The 20,215-nt window shown below is 63.5% G+C and carries 17 protein-coding genes; 15 read left to right on the top strand and 2 right to left on the bottom strand.

Going from position 1 to position 20,215, the window contains the following annotated elements; all coding sequences use genetic code 11:
• Positions 1–124 precede the first annotated feature (124 nt).
• On the top strand, positions 125–700 hold the full coding sequence (locus tag NO360_RS16495; RefSeq protein ID WP_256308955.1) for a DUF1684 domain-containing protein: 576 nt from the start codon (positions 125–127) through the stop codon (positions 698–700).
• 194 nt (positions 701–894) lie between these two features.
• On the opposite strand, the gene NO360_RS16490 is transcribed toward NO360_RS16495, so the two are convergent.
• Positions 895–1,920, bottom strand: coding sequence for a BGTF surface domain-containing protein (locus tag NO360_RS16490; protein ID WP_345780213.1), 1,026 nt, complete (start codon positions 1,918–1,920; stop codon positions 895–897).
• Positions 1,921–2,131: 211 nt separating this feature from the next.
• Here NO360_RS16490 and NO360_RS16485 point away from each other — a divergent pair, with 211 nt between their 5' ends.
• The 6 genes from NO360_RS16485 (at position 2,132) to NO360_RS16460 (ending at position 10,248) form a co-directional block, all read left to right on the top strand.
• Positions 2,132–3,499 carry a S8 family serine peptidase gene (locus NO360_RS16485; RefSeq protein ID WP_256308953.1) on the top strand — a complete coding sequence of 456 codons (1,368 nt, stop codon included), beginning with the start codon at positions 2,132–2,134 and terminating at the stop codon, positions 3,497–3,499.
• A gap of 147 nt (positions 3,500–3,646) precedes the next feature.
• Positions 3,647–4,258: an ArsR/SmtB family transcription factor gene (locus tag NO360_RS16480; RefSeq protein ID WP_256308952.1), complete on the top strand. Its 612-nt coding sequence runs from the start codon at positions 3,647–3,649 to the stop codon at positions 4,256–4,258.
• Positions 4,259–4,627: 369 nt separating this feature from the next.
• Positions 4,628–6,181, top strand: a complete 1,554-nt coding sequence (locus tag NO360_RS16475) for a class I adenylate-forming enzyme family protein (protein ID WP_256308951.1) — start codon at positions 4,628–4,630, stop codon at positions 6,179–6,181.
• 126 nt (positions 6,182–6,307) lie between these two features.
• Complete coding sequence (locus tag NO360_RS16470) at positions 6,308–7,663, top strand: hypothetical protein (protein ID WP_256308950.1); 1,356 nt, start codon at positions 6,308–6,310, stop codon at positions 7,661–7,663.
• Between the two features lie 116 nt (positions 7,664–7,779).
• Complete coding sequence (locus NO360_RS16465) at positions 7,780–8,736, top strand: NAD(P)-dependent oxidoreductase (RefSeq protein ID WP_256308949.1); 957 nt, start codon at positions 7,780–7,782, stop codon at positions 8,734–8,736.
• A gap of 750 nt (positions 8,737–9,486) precedes the next feature.
• Entirely contained in the window at positions 9,487–10,248 is a 762-nt protein-coding gene (locus NO360_RS16460) for an IclR family transcriptional regulator (protein WP_256308948.1), read from the top strand.
• A 267-nt stretch (positions 10,249–10,515) separates the two neighbouring features.
• Here the strand turns inward: NO360_RS16460 and NO360_RS16455 are convergent, their stop codons facing one another.
• Complete coding sequence (locus NO360_RS16455) at positions 10,516–10,911, bottom strand: acyl-CoA thioesterase (RefSeq protein ID WP_256308947.1); 396 nt, start codon at positions 10,909–10,911, stop codon at positions 10,516–10,518.
• Between the two features lie 108 nt (positions 10,912–11,019).
• Here NO360_RS16455 and NO360_RS16450 point away from each other — a divergent pair, with 108 nt between their 5' ends.
• The 8 genes from NO360_RS16450 (at position 11,020) to NO360_RS16415 (ending at position 20,213) form a co-directional block, all read left to right on the top strand.
• Positions 11,020–12,366 carry a hypothetical protein gene (locus NO360_RS16450; RefSeq protein ID WP_256308946.1) on the top strand — a complete coding sequence of 449 codons (1,347 nt, stop codon included), beginning with the start codon at positions 11,020–11,022 and terminating at the stop codon, positions 12,364–12,366.
• A 212-nt stretch (positions 12,367–12,578) separates the two neighbouring features.
• Complete coding sequence (locus tag NO360_RS16445; RefSeq protein WP_256308945.1) at positions 12,579–13,433, top strand: methylenetetrahydrofolate reductase; 855 nt, start codon at positions 12,579–12,581, stop codon at positions 13,431–13,433.
• Between the two features lie 366 nt (positions 13,434–13,799).
• Entirely contained in the window at positions 13,800–14,522 is a 723-nt protein-coding gene (locus NO360_RS16440; RefSeq protein WP_256308944.1) for an ABC transporter ATP-binding protein, read from the top strand.
• Positions 14,515–15,225, top strand: a complete 711-nt coding sequence (locus NO360_RS16435; protein ID WP_256308943.1) for an ABC transporter ATP-binding protein — start codon at positions 14,515–14,517, stop codon at positions 15,223–15,225. The genes NO360_RS16440 and NO360_RS16435 overlap by 8 nt, the downstream gene beginning before the upstream one ends.
• Before the next feature lie 310 nt (positions 15,226–15,535).
• Positions 15,536–16,423, top strand: a complete 888-nt coding sequence (locus NO360_RS16430) for a branched-chain amino acid ABC transporter permease (RefSeq protein ID WP_256308942.1) — start codon at positions 15,536–15,538, stop codon at positions 16,421–16,423.
• On the top strand, positions 16,420–17,382 hold the full coding sequence (locus NO360_RS16425) for a branched-chain amino acid ABC transporter permease (RefSeq protein WP_256308941.1): 963 nt from the start codon (positions 16,420–16,422) through the stop codon (positions 17,380–17,382). Before NO360_RS16430 ends, NO360_RS16425 begins: the two co-directional genes overlap by 4 nt.
• A 143-nt stretch (positions 17,383–17,525) precedes the next feature.
• On the top strand, positions 17,526–18,755 hold the full coding sequence (locus NO360_RS16420; protein WP_256308940.1) for an ABC transporter substrate-binding protein: 1,230 nt from the start codon (positions 17,526–17,528) through the stop codon (positions 18,753–18,755).
• Positions 18,756–19,130: 375 nt separating this feature from the next.
• Positions 19,131–20,213: an amidohydrolase family protein gene (locus NO360_RS16415; protein WP_256308939.1), complete on the top strand. Its 1,083-nt coding sequence runs from the start codon at positions 19,131–19,133 to the stop codon at positions 20,211–20,213.
• Positions 20,214–20,215: the final 2 nt, after the last annotated feature.

The following is a 20,215-nucleotide window of genomic DNA, read 5'->3' as shown; positions in this document are numbered from 1 at the left end:
GACCGGGAGTTCGTCTCGTCGCTCGTGCGTTCCCTCCCGACGACCGCGCAAGTGTTATTGTCTGGTGTATACAATATCGACGTGACCGAACGACTGAAGGCGTCGATCCACCGGATTTCAACCTATGAGCACACACGACAGCGGCGACTGGCAGGAGGCGATCGAACGCAATCGCGAGCGGAAGGAACGCTACTTCCGCGAGAACCAGCGGTCTCCGATCCCGCCCGAACTGCGCGACGAGGCGTTCCCGGGCCTCGATTTCTACGACGTCGACCCGGACTACCGGTTCGAGTTGGAACTCGACCGGTACGACGACCCGGAGACGGTCGTCGTCGAGACGACGGCGGACGGCGAACAGACGTACCGGCGCGTGGGACAGTTCCGATTCGCGGTCGACGGGACCGAGGTCACGCTCGACGCGTTCGAACCGACCGACGGGAGCGATCGGCTGTGGGTCCCGTTCCGCGACGCGACGAGCGGCGACGAGACGTACGGGGCGGGTCGGTACGTCGACCTCGAACCCGCGGAGGACCGCCGCGACGACGGGACTTGGATTCTCGACCTCAACCGCGCGTACAACCCGACCTGCGCGTACAATCCGGCGTACGAGTGCCCGCTCGTCCCGGCGTCGAATTGGCTGGACGTGCCCATCGAGGCGGGCGAACGCGACTTCCCGGTCGACGTTCACGACCACGAGTAATCGCGCGGGTGAACGCGGGGCACCTTCGTTCCGAACTCCCGACGTAATTTTATATATGAGTGGGCGGCCAGCGGGAGTGTGACGTAGAACCCACCTGTGTCGGGTCGCGGTTGCTCGGCACGTCGACGCAGGTGTTGTGGCGGCGAGGGGGGCGAGACCGTCGCCATCGGCGGGTGCCGACTGTCAGCCCACGGTCAGTCCTTGAGCAGCACCGCCGCCAGCGCAGCGCCGCCGACGAGGAACGCACCGCTGACGACGCCGCTGAGTGCGAGTGGGCCGAGACCGATGCCGTTGGTCCCCGACTCGCGCTCGGCGTGCGTCGAAGGCGTCGACGTCGCCGCCGCTCGGGTCGTCGCCGCCTGGATCACGAGACTGCCCACGTCGTCGGCTTCCCCGGCCCGTTCGCCGCCCGCGTACAGCGAGACGTCGTACTCGGCGGGGCCCAGCATCGATTCCAGCGACGTCTCGGACTCGACACGCACGCTGTCGCCGCCGGAGGTGCTCAGGGTCTCCTCGCTGCGCCCGGCTAACGCGGTGTCGACGTAGAGGACGGCCTGTCCGTCGCCGTCGTCGTCGCTCACGACCGCTTCGAGTTCGTAGTTCGACTCGCTCTCGTTCCCGAGGACCACGACGGCCTCGTCGGCCGCCTCTTTTCGGCCCGCTCCGTCGAAGGTGATCGGAATCGCGGCCACGGTGCCGGATTCGACGAGGAAGACGTTCTCGCCGAACGCGACTGGTGCGGACGGGCCTGCCGTCCGCGTCGCCGTCGGCGTCTGCTCGGGGATCGGCGTCGGCGTGCCACTCGGCGGTCTCTCCGCGCAGTCCTCTCCGCAGGCGACGACCGCTCCGTCGACTTCCGTCTCGGCCGTTCCGTTCTCGAATCGCGCGGTCAGCGCAAACGTGTCGCCGGCGCGTTGGGACTCGAAGTCGAACGCGACCGCCCACGTGCCGTTCTCGGTCACGACGCCACTCGCGGACTTGAGAAACACCGGTTCGGTCTCGCTCGCGGATCGGACCCGGACCACGATTTCGGTTCCGACCGGCGCGTCCGCCGTCCCGCTCACCACCTGTGACGTCCCGTTAGCGACTGTCACGGTGTCACCGTCGCGGTCGACGCTCACGCTCGGATCAGCCGCGACAGAACCCGAGAGCGCTGCGGTCGCGAGCGCGGAGGCCACGACGATCACTATCAGCACTCTCGCACGGCGACGGCTACACATCGCGCACCTCGCACCTCCGATCCGTCTGGGACCGGCCCGGACTCGCTACACTGCGCGTGGTCGACTCGTGCTTAGAGGGCATACGTGTCGACGAACGGGAGGGTTCGATTAAGAACGCTCGGTTGCTTCAACGACTACTTACGCTACCGGGCCGGTCGTCCGCGAACCCGACCGACAGTATCAACACTCGCCCGGGCGGACTGGCGTAGACGTGAGCGGGGATCGAACGGACGGACTCGGCTTCCGGATCAGCCGTCGACGAGCGGTCGCAATCGGCGGCGCGGCGACCGCGAGCGTCGTCGCCGGCGGGGGCGTCTCAGCTCCCGCCGAACTCGGTGGTCGGAACCGAACCCCTCGGATCGATGACGAGCCCGATTCGATCGGACGTGTTCACGAAGTGGGGATCACGGGCGAAGGGGGTCGCGTCGCCGTCCTCGACCCGACCGGGTTCGATCCGACCCACGGCGATCTGATGGGCTCCATCGAAGCGGTCCGCCAGTTCGGCTCCGAACGCGCCATCGTCGACGGCGTCAGCCACGGGACCGCCGCTGCGGCGTCGGTGACACGACTCGCGCCCGACTCTCGACTGTGGCTCGCGTCGTTCCAAGAGACCTCGGAGTTCGTCGAAGGCATCGAGTGGGCCCGCCGGCAGGCGGTGGACGTGATACTGGCTCCGGTCGCCGCCCACGGAACGGCGGCGACGCCTCGATCCGACGTGTACCGCGCCGCTCGCCGCGCAGTCGACGCCGGGTGCACGTTCGTCGCCCCGACTGGCAACGCGGCGCTCGGTCACTGGCAGGGGCCGTATGGCGCTCTCGCAGCCGAGGGCTCGGACAGACGTCGACGATTGCGAATAGCCGGTCGATCCGGAGCGGACACGGACACCGTCGCCGGGCGGTTCGTCGCGTGGCTCGTCGCCGCCCCGGAAATCGAAGTCGATCTCACGCTCGCGCTTCTCCGATCAGTCGACGACGGCCAACGCTGGAACCTCGTGTCGCTCTCGCGGTCCACGACTTCGCGAGTCGGACAGCGCTTGGTCGCGGACCTTTCCGACGGAGAGTTCGCCCTCGTCGTCCGTCCCGCGGGCCGCGATGGATCGCCAGCCGGCGGCGGCTCCGATTCCCACGTCGACCAGACCGGGCGTGTCACGGTGACGACGCCGACGCATACGCTCGCGTCCCCACGTCCGAACGGGAGCATCGCCGTCCCCGCGAGCGTTCCGGGAGTCGTTGGCGTCGGGGTCACCGACGACGAGGGATCCCGCACTGACGGCGACGCGACGACCGCGAGCGAGGTCCCGCCGCACAGCGGGCGCGGACCGACGTCGAACGGAGCGGACGGCGTCGACCTCGTCGCGCCACCGGTCCCGTGGATCGGTGCCGGCGCTCCCGGGACGTCGGCCGCCGCGGCGCGCACGGCCGGAGCCGCCGTTCTCGTTCTCGACGCCGCCCCGGACCTCGGCCCCTCCGACGTGGCAGGGATCCTTCGGGCTTCGGCTGGTGGCCTCGGCCGTGACTTCGCGGCCGGAGCGGGACGGCTCGACGTCGTCGCTGCTGTTCAGCGTGCCCGCGCACGGTAACGAGTCTCGGACTGTCTCTAGACCCGCGGCCCCGCCGTACTGTCCGCGCGTGCGGGTGCGTCGGCTCCGACCCCCCGGAGCCGTTAAAACGGGCACTTGAGTTACGCCCACATTGATACCCCCGGTGTCCGTACCGATCGGCTGTCGATGTCCTCTCCGATCGCTCGACTGGGCGACAGAACGCAGTCACCAGATGCGAGCCCGACGGTCGTCGACGTCGCTGGGGACGACGCCGGCGAACTGGTCGACGCGCTGAGTTCCGAGACCGCTCGGAACTTGTTCAGCGCGCTCCACGACGAACCGGCACCTCCGTCAGAGTTGGCTCGCGAACTCGATACCTCCGTCCAGAACGTCCACTATCACCTCTCGAAGCTCGAAACGGCGGGCGTCGTCGAATCGGTCGGGACCCGCCTCTCCGAGAAGGGCAACGAGATGACCGTGTACGGTCCGGCGGCCGAACCGATCGTTCTGGTCGGCTCCGCCTCGTCGGGTCAGCGCGACACGCTCCGACGCTCGCTTTCTGACTGGGCCACGGCCGTGACCGTTCTGACACTGACGAGTTTCGCCGTCCAACTCACCGCCGAACGCCTCTTCGCCGGCTCGACGGCGTCACTATTCGAACCGGCGAGTCTCGGCGTTCCGGATGGTAGCTCGCTTCTCCGCGGCGTGCTACTCTTCGCGGAACCAGGGCTGCTCTTCTTCTTGGGTGGACTCGCTGTCTTTGTTGCGGTCGGTCTGGCCGGACTGACCGACAATTGACCTCCGAACGACGGGTCCTTTTACCCTCGTCCGTGGTCGGACGGCACTACCCGAACCGCAGTGACAGCCGTCAGTGAGCGCTGTGTCGCAATAGCTATTCTGTTGACACCACCTACTGTGAATTTTATGTACATATAAGAATTTATGATTGATACTATCAGTTTCAGTATTACGACTTGAATTGTTGAAACGTCTTCTAACGGCTCAATTGTTCATTTCAAAGCTAATCGAATAAAATAAATATTTTATTCTATACAAATATATTATTTATATATTTTGAATTACTTGACTGGAAATTGAGTATTGATCTCGGTCTACGGCGCGGAGTCTTTCTCAAATTATAAGTTAGATCATCTCCTCTTCGCTTCTATGCATCACACGTCGACGGTAGAGGTGCCTCCTATCAAAGATCTATCTCGAATTGCGGCGGAGAACAATCCGAACAAGGTCGCGTTCGGCAACGGCGTCGACGGAGAGACGGTGACCTGGTCGGAGTTCGATCGGCGAAGTAACCGGGCCGCGAACGCGTTCAGACAGTACGTCGGTCAGGGCGATCGTATCGCGCTACTCTGTGAGAACTCGCTGGAACACACCGTCCTCTGGAACGGCGGTCTCAAGGCCGGTTGCACGGTCTCGAACCTCCACGTCCGGGCGTCGCCGAACACGCTCGAACACGTCATCGACTCCTACCGCCCCCGAGTGCTCGTCGTCGACGAGGATACCTCGGAGTTCTTCGAGGAGCGCCTGCGCGAGAAGATCGACACCGACCTCGACGTGATCGTCAACGTCGGCGAGGGACAGACCGACTACGAGGAGTCCTTCGAGCCGTTTCTGGAGGGACACTCGACGACCGAACCCGACGTCCGCGTCAGAGAGGAGGACACGGCCGTCGTGATGTGGACCTCGGGAACCACCGGCGAACCGAAGGGGTGGTGCCACACGAACCGCGGCCTCTACTTCCGTGCGAACGCACTGGTGAGCGTCTACGAACTCAACCGGCCCGCCCGACAGCCGCACGTGTTCACGCCCTCCTTCGCCGCGTGGTACTCCGTGGTCCTTCCGGCCCTCGTCTCGGGCGCGACGACGTACTTCCTCAGTTCGTGGGACCCGGAGACGTATCTGGAAATGATCGACGAACACGACCTGACCAGTGCGCTCCTCGTGCCCACGATGTGGCGGGAGATCCTCAACCTCGACTCGTTCGACGAGTACGATCTGAGTTCGCTCTCGGGCATTATGTCCGCTGGCGAAGTCCTGAATGCGACGACGCTCAGACGGCTCCGCGAAAACGTCTGCGAGGTGGTCAAGAACTCCTACGCGGCGACGGAGGCGTACGCCACCGTGATGGAGAACCCCGAACTCACCGAAGACCGCGTCGAGAGCGTCGGCAAGCCCGTCCCCGGCGTCGAGATCCGCATCGTCGACGAGGACGGCACTTACGAGGACGTCAAGCCCGCCGGGGAGGTCGGCGAACTCGCGGTCAGAGCCCCGGACTGCCCGGTGTGGGCCTGGGAGCGAACCGAGAAGACCGAGGACGTGTTCGAGGACGGCTGGTGGTACTCCGGCGACCTCGGGTACAAAGACGAGGAGGGGTTCATTTACCTCGAGGGTCGGACCGACCTGATGATCCTCTCGAAGGGAATCAAGGTGTACCCCGCTCCCGTCGAGGAACGACTCAACGCGCACCCGGACGTCAACGAGTCGGCGGTCGTCGGCGTCGAGGACGACGAGTACGGCGAGAAGGTCGTGGCGTACATCTACCCCGACGATCCCGACCTGACGGCCGACGAACTGGACGAGTGGTGCCTCGCGAGCGACGAACTCGCTCGGATGGAGCGACCACGCGAGTATCGGTTCGTCGACGAGTCGCTCCCCCGGACCTCGACGGGCAAACTGGATCGGTTGAGCGCGAAAGACGAGTAGTAGCTTTTATATACTATTTTCTGTCGACGATTGCCACACGCCCGTTGGCGGAAACATTCCCCGGAGAACGCGCCTATTTTACCTAAACCTTAAGTACAATACGTCTCTCCATTAGGCTGCACTACTATGAGCGAACGATCGTGGTCTTTCAGCGACAGTATGTCAGCGGCCGCCGACAAGGCGGGCAGTCCGGTCGAACTTATGCGCGACCTCGGCGTCGGGAAGTTCACCAAGGTCCCTGACGAGATCACCAACTGGATCGAAGAACAGCGTTCCTGGCGGGAGTCCGTCGGCTTCGCGGACCAGTCGTACCACATGACGGATCACTACGTCGAGGGTCCCGACGCGCTCGACTTCTATCGCGACTACGCCGTCAACAAATTCGACAACACCGAGCCCGGCAAGGCGAAACAGCTCGTCGTCGCCAACCCCAACGGGAAGTTCATCGGCGACGCGATCTGGTTCCACCTCGAGGAGGACAAGTTCCTGAGCGTCGGCGGCGCCGCCGCGCACAACTGGCTCCAGTACCAGGCCGAAACTGGCGACTACGATCTCGAGGCGGAGATGCAACCCCGCCCCGTCACGATGGACGAGGATCCCACCTACTACCGGTTCCAAGTGCAGGGTCCCGACGCGATCGACGTAATGCGGGACGTCGCCGACGAGCCGCTGCCGGACCTCGGCTTCTTCAACCACACCAGCATCTCCATCCAGGGCCACGACGTCAACATCCTCCGCCACGGAATGGCCGGCGAGGCCGGATACGAGTTCTGGGGCCCCTACGAGGAGGGTGAGGAGATCAAGGAGATCTTTATGGACGCCGGCGAAGAGTACGACATCAAGCACCTCGGTGCCGAGAGCTACCAGACGCCGAACGCGATCCTGGGCTGGATCCCGCTCGTCGTCCCCGCCATCTTCGAAGAGGGGATGGAGGACTACCTCGAGTGGCTCGACGTCGGCGACGGCCTGCTCTCGATCGGCGGCAGCTTCGAGTCCGACGACATCACCGACTACTACTTCACGCCGACGGAACTCGGCTACGGCCACATCATCGACACGAACGCCGACTACTGCGGCAGCGAGGCCTTGGCCGCGGAAGCGGGCGACCCCGACCGCGAGAAGGTCACGCTCGTCTGGAACGACGAGGACGTCGTCGACGTCTTCGCGTCGCTGTTCCGCGACGGCCCGACGAAGAAGTTTATGCGGCTTCCGCACCCGCGTTCCTCGGCGTGTCACTACGACAAGGTGCTCGACGAGAACGGCGAACAGGTCGGCGTCTCCACGGACAAGTCCTACATCTACAACCAGCGCGAGCTGATCTCGCTGGGCGTTGTCGACAGCGAGTACGCCGAACCCGGCACCGAGATCACGCTCGTCTGGGGCGAACCCGAGGACAACACGAACAAGCGGGTCGAACGTCACGAGCAGACCGAGATCCGCGCGACCGTCGCGACGGCACCCTACACCGAAGACAGCCGATAACTCGGCTCCCGACTGACCAATCCACCTGCGGACCTGTCGCCCGGTTCGATCCATTTTTCGAGACCACGTCACCTGAGGTGGTAACTGCAAAGTACCCCAGGCCCCTCGGGCGACGTATGACACGCGCGCTGATCGATCAGGACATCACCCCGACCGACCGACTGCTTGACCACCTCGACGACACCTGGGAGACGACTGTCGGCGTCGACGGCGACGAAGACGCGCTCCTCGACGTCGTCGACGACTACGACGTTCTTCTGGTCACGTCCCGCGTCCCGCTCACTCGCGACGTCATCGCGGCGGCCGATCGGCTCAAACTGATCGGGAAACTCGGAACGGGTATCGATTCTGTCGACCTCGACGCCGCCCGAGAGCACGGAGTCACCGTCACGCACACGCCCGGCCACAACGCGCTGTCTGTCGCCGAACACGCGCTCTGTCTCACGCTCGCGTGCGCCCGCAGGCTTCCGACGGCCGGGAACCTCCTCTCGGAGGGGCGGTGGCGGGACGAGTATCCGCTGGGAACGCGGCTCTCCGGATCGACCGTCGGCCTCGTCGGCTTCGGCAACGTCGGCAAACGGGTCGGCAAGCTCCTCTCGGGGTTCGACGTCGACGTGCTGGTCCACGATCCCTACGTCCCGACTATCGACGCGGAACTCGCCGACGCCGAGATCAGGCCATTCGAGGCTCTCCTCGAGGGGAGCGACTTCGTGATCCTCTCTCCGGAACTGACCGACGAGACGCGGCATCTGATCGGATCGTCCGAACTGCGTCGGATGGGGAACGACGCCGTTCTCGTCAACGTCTCCCGCGGCCCCGTCGTCGACGAGAGCGCCCTCGTCGAAGCGCTTCAGTCGGACGAGATCGGCGGTGCGGGGCTCGACGTTTTCGAGGACGAACCCCTCGGATCCGACTCCCCACTGCTGACGCTCGAAAACGTGGTGACGACCCCGCACGTCGCGGCGATGACCGACGAGTGTCGCCGCGGCAACATCGATCAACTCGCTGAGAACGTCACCCGCCTGTTCGCCGGTGAACCCGTTCTCGACCGCTACGTCCCGGTCAGGGGCTAGTACACTGGCCAGGCCGATCTGACTACATATTATCCGCTTTGGTGTACCGTCCGATATGCTCGTGAAATAACCGAATTTTAGCCCTGTCTCCAGTCCTCGCTGGGGCTGATTCGACGCGATATCGACGGTGGAACTCGTTTCAGAAAACGAACCAATCCGATATGACCGGGACTATTTTTCGCACTGTTTTCGGTCAGATGGAGCCTCAGCGACCGAAAACTACTGAAAATCACAGGCGTACTCGTGTTATTTCTATGCGGTTCTGGGCCGAATATAGTAGATCCTCGTACGGCGAACGATCGACACCCTTCGCTGGAGGCGATTCGCCGCGCTTTGAATAAGCAGTAAAATTTCGCAACACCCGGCTGTTTCGGGCCCTCTAGCACCTCTAAGCCGATTCTCCTCCATCTACGCCGACCCCCCGTTTGGAATATCATAATCATTCATTTGTATATTTCCGATATGATCGCAACTACTCGGAACGTCCTATGGAACGAACTCATCCCGGCTGGGTGGCGTACGAGCGAGAAGGCACCGAGAGGTCGGCTCTGGGGCCCGCTTCCCGGAGTCGTCCGGTGGTTCGCTGGATGGAACCGCTCCGGCGGACCACGGGCAACCGGTGGATTCCGCCCCGCTTCCGGCGTCCACTATCCGACGAACCGTGACCGTCGACCGGCGGACCGCGCTGGATCGTCCCTATCTGTCCGGAAAAATCGGAATATTCAACACGCTTCACGGCCTTCCTCCGGTATGCCCACTGACCGTACGCCGCTCACCACCGTCGCGCGAGCGTTCGAGGTCCTGGACTTGCTCTGGGAACTGGACGGTGCCGGTCCCTCCGAAATCGCTGCCCGCTTAGAGCTGCCCGACAGCACCGCGTACGATTATCTCCGTTCGCTGAATCAGACGCCGTTCGTCTCCCGGGAGAACGGGGAGTACCGTCTCAGTTCGTACTTCATCACGATCGGCGGGAAGATGAAGTATCGGAACCGACTGTATCAGGTGGCGAAGCCGGAGATGAAACAGGTCGTCTCCGAGACCGACGAGCTGGTCGGTCTGACGGTCGAAAACGACGGCCGAGCGCTGGTGTATCACCAGGAAGAGGGCAGGCAGGCCCTCAACCTCGGGACGTACTCGGGTGCGACGACCCCGCTCCACACCGTCGCCACCGGGAAGGCGATCCTCGCGTACCTCCCGGAGGAGCGGATCGACGAGATCATCGACGAGCGGGGGCTCGAACAGCGGACCGACCAGACGATCACGGACCCGGCGACGCTGAAACGCGAACTCGAACAGATTCGAGAGGACGGTTACGCCGTCGACTGGGACGAACAGGTCATCGGGATGGGGATGGCTGCGGTGCCTATCATCATCGACGACGAGATCCTCGGCTCGTTCGGCATCGTCGTGCCGACGGGCCGCATTCGGGACTCGACGTATCGGGAGGAGATCGTTCAGAAACTGCAGGAGATGACGAACAAGGTCACGATCAACTACCAGTACGGGAACTGACCCCGCCCCGCATACGTGCGTTCCGCATCGCTGACCTCGGGTACTCGTGACCCTTCAGATGTTCCCGACGTTGTGAACCCCCAAACGCGCGGACCGATGGAGCGAAGCCCCGGTGATCGTCGGCGGTGTCTGTGCCTTCGGCGACGGTCCGTGGGATGCCTCGGTGCTGGAATTTTTTGGAGTCGTCGCGGCACGTTTGCGGGTCGCGCTTCTCTTCTACCCGCTGCGATTTACTTGCCTGGCGTGAGACGTATCGCTGTCGTACCCTCAATCGTCGTCGATGGCGTCTCTCACCGCTTCCGGCAGTTCCTGCGGTTCGTTGTCGGCTTTCGACACGCAGACGTGGCGCTCGTCTCCGGTGAAAAGGGCGTTTCCGTCGTCGTCGCGCCCCGTCAACTCCATCCCGAGGCTCTTCGATCCCACGTCGGGTTCGACCGTGATCCGAACCACGTCGCCGACGGTCACGGGGCGGTTGAAGTCGGTGTCCATCGAAACGATCGGCAGGTGAACGCCGTAATCCTCCGGAATGTCCCAGTAAGCCACTCCGCGGTCGTCCATAAACTCCTCCCCGGCGCGGTGCATCGCGTCGACGAGGTTCGGATAGTAGGCGATACCGTGGGGATCGGCGTCTCCCCAGGCGCACTTCCATTCGTACTCGAACATCGTTCCTGATTTCCTTCACTGATATAAATAATTTTCTCAGGCGACTGCCGTGTCGGTTTCTCACTAGAAACAGTTATGACCGTTCGCCCGAGGGTTCGACTCATCGTTATGTCTGTTTCGAGCCTGGAAGACGTCCTCCAGTCCGCCGATTCCGTCGTCGACCTGTTGCGAAGCCGCGGCGGCTGGGTCGGGTTTCCGAACGTCCCCGACGAGCACACCCACTGGATCGAAGAACAACGCGCGTGGGCGGAAACGGTATCGTTCGCGGACCAGTCGCATCATATGGTGGACCTCCGGGTGGAGGGTCCCGACGCGATCGAACTGTTCTCGCACCTGGCCGTCAACGACTTCTCGGGGTTCGAGCCTGGAACGGCGAAACAGCTCGTTCTCGCGAACCCCGAGGGGTACCTCATCGGCGACGGGATCCTCCTGAATCTCGACCGCAGGGAGTTCGTCCTGGTTGGACCGCCCCAGGGGCCGAACTGGGTCCAGTACCACGTCGAGACCGGCGATTACGACGTGCGGACCGAGCGCGCCGAGACGTCGGGCGTCCGCGACGGTCCGCCCACGAACTACCGGTACCAGCTCCAGGGACCCGAGGCCGTCGCGCTGATGGACGAAGTCACCGACGGGCCACTTCCCGATCTGGGCTTCTTCCACTTCGACGACGTCTCGATCGACGGCCGCGAGGTGACGCTGCTTCGACACGGAATGGCCGGCGAGGCCGGCTTCGAGTTCTGGGGTCCGTGGGCCGACGCCGAGGCGATCAGATCGACGATCCTCGACGCCGGCGCGGAGCGTGGCATCAGACAGTTGGGCGCGAGGAGCTACGGGAGTTCGGCGGTCGTCTCCGGCTGGGTCGGGATGCCGCTTCCGGCCGTGTACGACAGCGAGGCGATGGCCGACTACCGCGAGTGGCTCGGCCCGCACAGCTTGGAGGCTCACTACTCGATCGCCGGCAGCCTCGACTCCGACGACGTGACCGACTACTACGTGACGCCAGTCGAGTTGGGCTACGATCGCCTGATCGACTTCGATCACGACTTCGTCGGGAAGGAGGCCCTGGCGGCCGAAGCCACCGATCCCTCGCGACGGCTCGTGACGCTCGAATGGGACGACGCAGACGTCGTCGACACGTTCGCGTCGCTGTTCGCCGACGGACCGAGCAAAAAGTTCCTCGACCTGCCCGTGCCGTGGCGCTCGGCCTCCCACCACGACGCGGTGCTCGACGGCGACGAGCGGGTCGGGATGTCGACGTGGGCGGCGTACACCTACAACGAACGGACGGTGATCTCACTGGCGGTCGTCGACTCCGACCACGCAGAGCGGGGGACGGAACTCTCACTCCGCTGGGGCGAGCCCGCTGGGCGACGGAATCCCGCAGTCGAACGCCACGCGCAAACGGATATTTCCACGACCGTCGCCCCGGTTCCATACACGACCGACAATCGGTGAAGCGCGCACCGGTCGCGTCGGCATCGGATTCGTTCGTCCGCTCCGGGTTCGTTCGTCCGGGTCCGATCGCCGGTGCAAGACAACCTTTTTCATCACCGGTCCGAATTTCCGAACGATGAGACAGTTCACAGCGAGCGGTTTCTTCGGCTACGGACCGGCCACCCAGGCATCTCACACGCGACCGACCCGATCGACGACCCGGAGGGACGCAGATGGCATCTGAGGCGCGCAGTCCGGCTCGGGGATCCTCGCCGTCAGACCTTCTGGCGTCGCCGCGCTTCGAGCTGATGCCGTTCGACAGCTTCGACGACGAGATCGCACACCTCCCGGACGGCGCGACGATCACGATCACCGCCTCGCCGCAGCTGGAGCTCGAGGCGACGATCGACGCGGCCGAGCGAGCCGCAGAGCAGGGCTACGAGGTCGTCCCGCACGTCTCCGCGCGGTACGTCCGCGGTCCCGAGCACCTCGCGGAGATCTGCGAGCGATTGACCGCGGTCGGCATCGACGACATCTTCGTCCCCGGCGGCGACCGCGAGGAACCGATCGGCGAGTTCGAATCCGCCTACGATATGCTCCTCGCGCTCGACGACCTGGAGTACGAGTTCGAGGAGATCGGTATCACGGGCTACCCCGAGGGCCACGAATTCATCGACGACGAGACGCTCGCAGAGGCGATGAAAAAGAAGGCCCCGTACGCGACGTACATCGCCACGCAGCTGTGCTACGACCCCGACACCATCCTCGAATGGATCGAGACGGTTCGCGACCGCGGCGTCGACCTCCCGGTCGAAGTCGGGATTCCGGGCGTGATGAAGTACGAGAAGCTCCTGAGCATCTCCCAGAAGGTCGGCGTCGGTGACTCGGTGCGATTTCTGAAGAAGACGACCGGAATCGTCGGCTTCGTCAAGCAGTTCATCGGGTCCCGCGGTCGATACCGGCCGGACGAACTTGTCGACGGGCTGGCACCGTACGCCGACGATCCGACGTACAACATCCGCGGCCTCCACGTCTACACGTTCAATCAGGTCCCCGACACGGAAGCTTGGCGGACCGAGCGAATATAGCCTGACACTCTGGATTACGCGCTTCGGCTACATATTTTGACGCCGATACGTTCGACCGTTGGGCGACAGTGTGTGCCGTCTCTTTCGGGGAGCTGGCCGGGCGGTCTTCCCGTGACACGTTGGGGTCGCTCCTCGGACCGCCTTTCTCGGTGCGTCACGAACGTGGACGAAAAACAGACCGACGCCGCCGTCGCCACACAGTGATCCTGACAAACCTGACAGCGGTTCCGCAGTTGACAAAAGGATTATACTGGTCGGGGATAACCTCCCGATAAGAAACCACAATGGGTGAGTACATCTCGCGCCTCCCTTGCAGGCCGAATCCGGACCGGAAACCAGACGCCCGACGGACCCGAGGGGTATAGTATGCTCTCGGTCGAGGGACTCACGAAGAAGTTCGACTCTGTCGTCGCCGTCGACGACGTCGACCTGGAGCTCCGATCCGGCGAGATCCACGGACTCATCGGTCCCAACGGGGCCGGAAAGACGACGACGGTCAACCTCATCACCGGAGAGCTGACTCCGACGAGGGGCACCATTCAATTCGAGGGCGAGGACCTCGTCGGCCTCTCCCCGTCGACGATCGCACGCCGCGGGATCGGGCGGTCGTTCCAGGTCGTCCAGTACTTTCCCGAGATGACGGTCAGAAAGCACCTCCGTCTCGCCGTCCGCGAGTCGACGCGGACCGTCCGTAGCGTTCTCGACCGCGACGCCGACTACTCGGAGGAGATCCAGCGAGTCGCCGAGCTGGCCCACCTCGAAGACCAACTCGACACGGTCGCGCGGAACCTCCCTCACGGGCAGAAACGATTCCTCGACATCGCGATGGTGCTCGCGATGGACTCGAAGGTCATCCTCTTCGACGAACCCGCGGCCGGGTTGAACGAGTCGGAGACGAACGAGGTCAGGGAGATCCTCGAAGAGCTTCGCGGCGACTACGCGATCTTGATCGTCGAACACGACATCGACCTGGTCAGGGCGATTTCGGACCGGATCACGGTTCTCCACAACGGGTCAGTGCTCACGACCGACACCCCGGAAAACGTCGTTCAGAACTCCCAGGTCAAGGAGGTGTATCTCGGTGAGTGAACTCCTCTCCGTCGAGGACCTGAACGCCTTTTACGGCGATAGTCAGGTCCTCTTCGACGTCTCGATGAACCTCGGCACGAACGACGTCGTCGGCGTGTTCGGCCGGAACGGGATGGGGAAGACGACCCTCCTGAACAGCCTCGTGAACCGCATCGATCGAAAGACGGGAACCGTCACCTACCGGGGGCAAGACGTCTCCCAGTGGTCGCCACACGAGATCATCCGAGAGGGCATCGCGTACGTTCCTGAAGAGCGCGAAATCTATCCCGCGCTCTCGGTCCGGGAGAACCTCGATCTGGCGATGTCGGCGGACGTCGGCGACGACGTCCGCGAAGACCGGATCCAGAACGTCTTCACGCAGTTCGAACGCCTCGGCGAACGGCAGAACCAGCGCGGCGGGACGCTGAGCGGCGGCGAACAACAGATGCTCGCCATCGGACGTGCGCTGGTCACGGACCCGGACCTCCTCCTCCTCGACGAGCCGACTGAGGGGCTCGCGCCCACGATCATCGACGACGTCGTCGAGATACTGGAATCGCTCGTGACGGGCGATCGCGCGGTTCTGATCGCCGAGCAGAACATCAATCGGATGCTGCCGCTCATCGACCGCGGGTATATGATCCAGACCGGTCAGATCGTCGAAGAGGGCGACTCGGAGTTCCTCGGCGACGAGGGAATTCAGGACAAGTATCTGACTGTCTGAACTCCCGACAGCGGTTGCCACCGCAACGGTCCCCCGGCAGCCCTTTCGACGTTGTCAGACCTCCGGTTCGACCCCGCTCGTCACCTGCGCTCGACAAGGTGCAGCCGGGCGAACGCGGCCGCTCTCCCGCAGAATGCCTTTCAATCCGCGACAAGTGGGGTTCCGAATTGCGTCTCGTTTCCCACTTTAACAAAAATTATATTATGATGTGGAGTATCGCGTACAGTGTGTTATGTATGACGACCGGTAACTCGCACAGTCGTCGAGGGTCCGACTGCGATCACTTGGATATCGATCTCGGGTAACATCTATGTACGAACTCCCACTTATCACCGCTGACAACTTCATCACATACGTACTGAACGGCCTCAGTCGTGGGATGATCATCTTTCTGGTGGCGAGCGGGCTCTCGCTCATCTTCGGGCTGATCGGTCTCATCAACTTCGCGCACGGCGCGATGTTGGCCCTGGGGGGCTACGGGACCTACGTCGTGCTTCAGGTGACGGGGAACTTCTGGCTCGGCCTCGTGATTTCGGTCGTGCTGGTGACGCTCTTGGGGCTCGCACTGGAACGGAAGGTCCTGTACTGGATCTACGACGAACCGCTGCTCGGGTTCCTCTCGACGTTCGGCATCGGGTTGGTCATCGAGGAGGCCCTCGCCGTCTACTTCGGGAGCCGATCGTACACGGTTCAGTCGCCGCTTCCGGAGTCGATTCAGTTGTTCGGCGTGAGCTACCCCTCGTATCGGATCTTCGTCATCGCCGTCGGCGCGGCCGTCGCGCTCGCTATCGGCTTGCTACTGACCAGAACACGACTGGGACTGGAGATCCACGCCACTGCGAATATGCAGCCGACTGCCGAGATCCTCGGCGTCGACACGTCTAAGGTCTATACCGTCACGTTCGTCCTCGGCACCGCGCTGGCGGCGCTCGCCGGGGCGCTCACCGCCCCGATCACGTCGATGTATCCCACGATCGGGCTCGACTACATCACGATGGCGTTTCTCGTCATCATCGTCGGCGGGATGGGGAGTTTCAAAGGCTCGTTCGTCGTGAGTATGATCGTCGGGCAGGTCATCGCCTTCGGGTGGTTGCTTCTCGCTCCCACGTACGTCCGGATTCTCATCTTCGCGGCGGCGATGGTGTTCATCCTGTACAAACCGCGCGGCTTCTTCGGTAAGCCGGAGGTGCACGAATGAGCGACACGCTGACCGAGGCCCGCGAGTTCGTTCGCGGGCGAGCTCGGCGTCCCCTGTTCGTCTTCGGCGCGTTGCTGCTGCTCTCGGTTCCGATCCTCGCCCCCAGTCAGTCCAGCCTCGCCACCGAGGCGCTCATCTTCGGGCTGTTCGCCATCTCGGTCGACGTCGTCCTCGGTTACGCCGGACTGCTCACGCTCGCCCCGGCGGCGTTCTTCGGACTCGGTGCCTACTCCGTCGCCAAGGTGGTCGTCGACTACGGACAGTCGTTCTGGCTCGGGTTCCCTGTCGCCGTCGTCCTCGCGATCGTGATGGCGGTCATCGTCGGCTACGTCCCGATCAAACGCCGGATCGGTGACGTCTACTTCGTGCTGTTCACGCTCGCCTTCGGGGCGATCGCATACGACTTCACGTTCGTCACGACTTCGGTGACCGGTGGCTCCGACGGTCTCGGCTTCTTCAGCCCGCCGGAGGTCCTCGGCCTCGATCTCGGCGGCAGCACGCCCTACTACTACTTCACGCTGCTCGTCGTCGCCGTCTTCGGGATCGGCCTGTACGTGCTGATCAAGAGCGATTACGGCGACGTTCTGCAGGCGACGCGACAGAACGAACTCCGGATGCGGTACCTCGGATACGACACGAACCGCGAGCTGATGATCGCGTGGGTCGTCTCCGCCGTGGTCTCCGCCCTGGCTGGGGCAGTGTACGTCGGCTCCATCGGCATCGCCTCGCCGTCGCTGATCTCCTTCGCGCTGACCGGCGACGTGATCATCTGGATCATCGTCGGCGGGACGGGGACGCTCCTCGGACCGTTCGCCGCGGCCATCGGCCTCGTGTTTATGCAAGAGGTCCTCCAGAGCATCTGGCTCGAAGGCTACCGGCTGCTTCTCGGTCTCCTCTTCGTGATTTTCGTCTTCGCCCTCCCGGACGGGATTATGGGGTTCATCAGGGGTAAGGAGTAACGCTTCCGCTCCCGTTTCGCTCTCTCGGTCGGTCCACTCGCTCCCGCTCGATTCGCCCCGCTCGTCGCAAAGGCCGCTAAATTCGCCGCAATCCAACCCGAAATTTTATTATGAATACTGGTAACACACAGTGTAGGCATACAATGCTTCAGAGAAGATCGTTCCTCAAAGCTGCGGGCGTCGCGGGCATTACGTCGGCTGCCGGCTGCCTCGGTGGGGGTGGCGGCGGGTCCGACTCGGTCACGATCGGTGCGGTGATGGCCCTAAGTGGCCCGTTCGCCCGGACCGGTGAAGAGAACCGACGCGGGCTCGAAGTCGCTCAAGAGTATCTCAACAACACGATCCTCGACGAGGAGTTCGAACTCATCATCGAGGACGGCGAGTCCACGCCGGAAGCGTCGATTCAGGCGGCCCGAACGCTCGTCGAAGACGAGGACGTCGACGCCATCATCGGCCCGGTGAGCAGTGGGAACTCGATCGCCGTGATGCAGTACATCAAAGAGGACGGGCAGGTGCCGCACCTCCTGACGACGGCCTCCTCGGTCGAGGCCCGTGAGAACCCTGAAAACTGTAACGAGTACGCGTTCTTCATCTGGCCCAGCAACCGGCACCTGGCGCCGACGGGGACGCAGTTCATCCAGGAGCTCCCCAACCACATCGACCGCGACATCGACCCCTCGAGCGTCTACTACGTGTCGCAGGACTACGCGCTCGGCCAGAACGGCCTCCAACTGGTCGAGGAGGCGATGAGCGAGGTCGGCGGCGAAGTCGCCGGCAGCACGCTGGTCCCGCTCGGCGAAACCGACTGGTCGACGTACATCTCCGAGATCTCCAACAGCGATGCCGACGTCGTGACCGGCGTCCTCACTTGGGGTGCGGCCGCGCAGCTGATCCCGCAGGCCAACTCGTTCGGGCTCCCCGAGGAGAAGGTGATGATGTTCAACTCAGGGAAGCCGATCGGCCAGTTCGCCGCCTCGACGATGGCCAACGAAGTCACCGTCGACGGCTGGTTCGGCACGCACTTCTACAACCCCAGTCTCGATACCGAGGTCAACAACGAGTTCAAGAGCCTCTACAACAACCTCGACAGCAACCTGCTGCCGAACTCGACGGCCGGGGCCTCTTTCGAGCTTATGCGTGCGCTCGCGACGGCGATCGAGGCCGCCGGTGGCACGGGCACCGACGACATCATTACCGAACTCGAAGGGCTGGAGTGGGATTCGGTCTTCGGTCCGATCCAGTTCCGCGAGGAAGATCACCAGGCAGCGCTCAACTTCTTCGGCGGCCGACGCGTCGAGGCCGGTGACGCCACGGAGGTCGAAGTCCTCGCAGAGTACCCCGACGTCATTCCGGACGCCCGCTGCAGCCTCTAACCCACCTCTTTTATCGGGAGTCCTCGGCCGCGCTACGCGCGGCCTCGAACCCCCGCAAAAAATCTGGACCAAAAAAGGCCGCGAGGCTTGCGTTCGCGAGCCTCGCGGTGAACGACGTGCGACTTACGGTAACGCTCTGATACTGTGGTGGTTGCAACTCCATCCGGGTCGCACGCCGTCGTGAGACCGTGGGAGCGAAGGCTCGCAAACGCTCCGATATTCATACGGATTATTGTACTTGCCCACCCGTACGGCCGGTCGACGGACGTCTCCGTTTGATCTGAACACGGCGTCGATCTGCGACGTGTCCAGCCATCGCGTTGCAGCGATCGAGTGTACACATACATTTATTAAAAGATAGCGGAATGGTCAGGTATGAAGCTGGGTCGATTCCTGGTTGAGACGCATTGCCACGCGCAGCGCCACGCCGCGCGGATCCAACTCGACGGCGAGGCCGATTACGGTGAACTCGCGAAAAAAATGGTGACTGCGGTTCCGGGCGACGAGGCCACCGAGGACGACGAGGTGATCGTCTACGACAACTCCGATCGCGTCCTCCGGGATATGGACACCTACGGCGTCGACATGTGCGTCCTCCTCCCGGGGACCTTCGGGTTCACGAACGAGATGCACGCCGAGATGATGGAGGAACACCCCGAGAAGTTCGTCGCCGCCGCCTACCCGGTCCAGACGATGAAGGCGGCCCAGCGCGGCGAGGAGGAGTGGACCGCCGAGAAGGCTGCCGCGGAGGTCGACGAGTGGCTCGAGGAGGACGGCTTCCGGATGATCGGCGAGGGGATGCCGTACGACCCGACGACCGAGGAGCCGATGGACTGGGCCGACCGAAAGGACGAACTCCGCGAGTTCTTCGACGTCGCCGCCAAACACGAGGTGCCGATCCGCTGGCACACCGGCTACGTCTCCGGCTACGCCACCGGGCTCGGGATCTTCGATCACTTCCCGGACTGGAGCGACCCGACGCTCGCCAGTCAGATGAAGGCCGAGTATCCCGACGTCCCGATAATCTTCGACCACGGCGGGATGCAGGCCACGTGGCGCGAACACCACGTCGACCAGTGCTGTCAGGTCGCCGCGTCCTTCGACGACGTCTACCTCGAGATCGGCCTCTACTGGGCCGACCTGCTGAAGAAACCGCTGAACGACCCCAACATCGGCGTCGACCAGCTGCTCTGGGGGACCGACTGGGGCGCGTCGATGCCGCAGATCAGCCAGCCGAACGAGGACCCGCCATACTACTGGGACCAGGTCGCAGACCGCGGACTCCCGGCGCACCAGGTCGACTTCTGGGGGCCGAGCCTCCGCCAACTCCAGAAGTTCGCGATGGACCGCGACCTCCCGCAGGAGGATCTGAACCTGATCCTCGGCGGCAACGCGGTTCGCCTGTTCGACCTCGACGTCCCGGACAACCGGATGTTCCGCAACTACATCGACCTCTGAAC

The sequence above is a fragment of the Halobellus litoreus genome, from assembly GCF_024464595.1.
GTDB classification, from domain to species: domain Archaea; phylum Halobacteriota; class Halobacteria; order Halobacteriales; family Haloferacaceae; genus Haloquadratum; species Haloquadratum litoreum.
The sequence above is the reverse complement of the archived record's forward strand: the minus strand, read 5'-3'. Positions and strand labels throughout refer to the sequence as shown.

Bases quoted from the DNA above. Each gene is read 5' to 3' on its own strand.
- NO360_RS16495 (WP_256308955.1), top strand. From the start codon at position 125: ATGAGCACACACGACAGCGGCGACTGGCAGGAGGCGATCGAACGCAAT.
- NO360_RS16490 (WP_345780213.1), bottom strand. From the start codon at position 1,920: ATGTGTAGCCGTCGCCGTGCGAGAGTGCTGATAGTGATCGTCGTGGCC.
- NO360_RS16480 (WP_256308952.1), top strand. From the start codon at position 3,647: ATGTCCTCTCCGATCGCTCGACTGGGCGACAGAACGCAGTCACCAGAT.
- NO360_RS16475 (WP_256308951.1), top strand. From the start codon at position 4,628: ATGCATCACACGTCGACGGTAGAGGTGCCTCCTATCAAAGATCTATCT.
- NO360_RS16470 (WP_256308950.1), top strand. From the start codon at position 6,308: ATGAGCGAACGATCGTGGTCTTTCAGCGACAGTATGTCAGCGGCCGCC.
- NO360_RS16465 (WP_256308949.1), top strand. From the start codon at position 7,780: ATGACACGCGCGCTGATCGATCAGGACATCACCCCGACCGACCGACTG.
- NO360_RS16460 (WP_256308948.1), top strand. From the start codon at position 9,487: ATGCCCACTGACCGTACGCCGCTCACCACCGTCGCGCGAGCGTTCGAG.
- NO360_RS16455 (WP_256308947.1), bottom strand. From the start codon at position 10,911: ATGTTCGAGTACGAATGGAAGTGCGCCTGGGGAGACGCCGATCCCCAC.
- NO360_RS16450 (WP_256308946.1), top strand. From the start codon at position 11,020: ATGTCTGTTTCGAGCCTGGAAGACGTCCTCCAGTCCGCCGATTCCGTC.
- NO360_RS16445 (WP_256308945.1), top strand. From the start codon at position 12,579: ATGGCATCTGAGGCGCGCAGTCCGGCTCGGGGATCCTCGCCGTCAGAC.
- NO360_RS16440 (WP_256308944.1), top strand. From the start codon at position 13,800: ATGCTCTCGGTCGAGGGACTCACGAAGAAGTTCGACTCTGTCGTCGCC.
- NO360_RS16430 (WP_256308942.1), top strand. From the start codon at position 15,536: ATGTACGAACTCCCACTTATCACCGCTGACAACTTCATCACATACGTA.
- NO360_RS16425 (WP_256308941.1), top strand. From the start codon at position 16,420: ATGAGCGACACGCTGACCGAGGCCCGCGAGTTCGTTCGCGGGCGAGCT.
- NO360_RS16420 (WP_256308940.1), top strand. From the start codon at position 17,526: ATGCTTCAGAGAAGATCGTTCCTCAAAGCTGCGGGCGTCGCGGGCATT.
- NO360_RS16415 (WP_256308939.1), top strand. From the start codon at position 19,131: ATGAAGCTGGGTCGATTCCTGGTTGAGACGCATTGCCACGCGCAGCGC.